Annotated in this window: 1 protein-coding gene; it reads left to right on the forward strand. The window is 42.9% G+C overall.

Annotated features, from left to right (window positions below; translation table 11 throughout):
• Window positions 1-176 precede the first annotated feature (176 nt).
• Window positions 177-1,493 (forward strand): ammonium transporter, encoded by a 1,317-nt coding sequence (locus BLP58_RS11700; protein WP_025084340.1) that lies wholly within the window; start codon window positions 177-179, stop codon window positions 1,491-1,493.
• Window positions 1,494-2,068: the final 575 nt, after the last annotated feature.

The raw sequence follows: 2,068 nt of genomic DNA on the forward strand, positions 1-2,068 counted from the left end.
AGCTAAATTAGATCGAATGTTAAACCACATAAAATATTAAGAAATTAAGGTCAGACTAATGGTTTTTGGACTACCGCAAAAATATTGACACTTACTAAACACAAAAAAAGAGTGCGTCACTCAATAATCAATGTTATAATTTCTAATATCAAATGGTATGGATAGGGGTTGAGAGTATGAACGCTGCAAATTCAACGTTTTTAGTGTTATCTAGTATATTGGTATTATTCATGACGCCCGGATTAGCATTTTTCTACGGTGGCTTAGTTTCCGAACGGAATGTCGTTAACACCATGTTATCCGTCTTCATGATTTGTGGCTTAGCAATCTTGTTATGGCTCGCATTCGGTTATTCACTATCTTTTTCCGGTGATTTAGGTGGCTTTGTCGGTAATCTCAAAGCCACTTGGTTACATGGTATGGACTTGACCGCGCTTACCGCGACAAAGATTCCCAACGGTTTATATCTCATCTTTCAAATGATGTTTGCCATTATCACGCCAGCACTATTTGTTGGCGCAGTGGTCGGCCGTATCCGTTTTAAATTCTTATTAACCTTCATCATCTTCTGGTCACTCCTCATCTACTATCCAATGGTTCATATGGTTTGGGATAACGGTTTATTAGCTAAACTTGGCGTCATCGATTTCGCTGGTGGTACCGTCGTCCACATCAATGCCGGTATCACCGCTTTAGTCTTATCAGCATTCTTAGGTGCCCGCCACAAGTATGGCAAGGATATGACCCAGCACTATAACATCTTATGGGTATTGCTGGGGACCGCTATTTTATGGATCGGCTGGTACGGTTTCAATGCCGGTTCGGCGCTTGCCATGAACGACATCGCCATCCAAACCTTCTTAACCACGACCGTTGCCACCGCCACTTCCATGATGACGTGGATGGTCGTTGATATGCTAACCAAGGGCAAACCAACCCTAGTCGGTGTCTGCACCGGTACCCTTTGTGGTCTCGTTGCGATTACACCTGCTTGTGGCTACGTCACCATTTCTGGTGCCTTTTGGATTGGCCTTATCGCCACATTAACTAGTTATGGCTTCATTACGTTCATCAAACCACGCTTAGGTATCGATGATGCACTCGATGCCTTTGGATGCCACGGTGTTTCCGGCATGGTCGGCAGTATCATGACTGGGCTATTCGCTAGCAAAGCCGTTAATAACTCAATTTCTCTAAACGGTCTTTTCTATGGTGGCGGCTTTAAATTATTCGGATTACAGCTATTAGCAACGATCTTTACCATTGGCTTTACTACCATCGTTTGCATCGTCATTATCGTACTATTGAAACGAGTCATCAGAATGCGCGTTGACGAACAAGAGGAAGAACTCGGACTCGATCAAGGCGAACACGGCGAAGTCGCTGACTACACCGTTCAAATGAGTCACGACTTGACGAACATCCAACATCATAGCGATGAATTTCGTGGTCAGTTAGCGCAACTGCTAGATAAGCAACAACGATTCCGATAATCGGAATCATGAGCGTAATATGCACAGGTTTCAGTACGTTCGAGAAAGCATTCGCATGGCATTTCTATCAATGCTCAGTATCACAAGCGGGCATGAATCAGATGGGAGAAGACTGAGCATTAGCCTAACTAGGGAATTAAACGACGAGTTTGGCGTCATAACGGCGCTAATCCGAGTTTTTTTCCAGTGAGCTTATGCCCTGGATCTTTAAAACAAGCCTGATTTAACCATACCCCATTTCAGCAACATCAAGGATGCAAGAATATAAAAACGTGTCGCAAGAAATCATCTCAGATTTCTCTGTACTAGTCCCTGTCAAGTTGACGGATAAAATAATATAATTTTCAGATACTTCTTAAGCGGCTTCACCGCGGTATTCAACCGCGGTGGAGCCGTTTCTTTGTATAGTTCGATCGACGTAATTGAAGTAGTAAATACCAGCTTCAATTAAATCGATTAATTCTTGTTTAGTTTTGGGCAGATGAAATTGTCGGTCGTTGCGCTAAACATGAGCACTTTTTGGATGTCTTCCATTTGAACAAAAAGATTAAAGACCGACTTTGTTTCGCTCCAGA

Origin of the sequence: Lactobacillus kefiranofaciens, from assembly GCF_900103655.1 — a bacterium.
Taxonomy (GTDB): Bacteria; Bacillota; Bacilli; order Lactobacillales; family Lactobacillaceae; genus Lactobacillus; species Lactobacillus kefiranofaciens.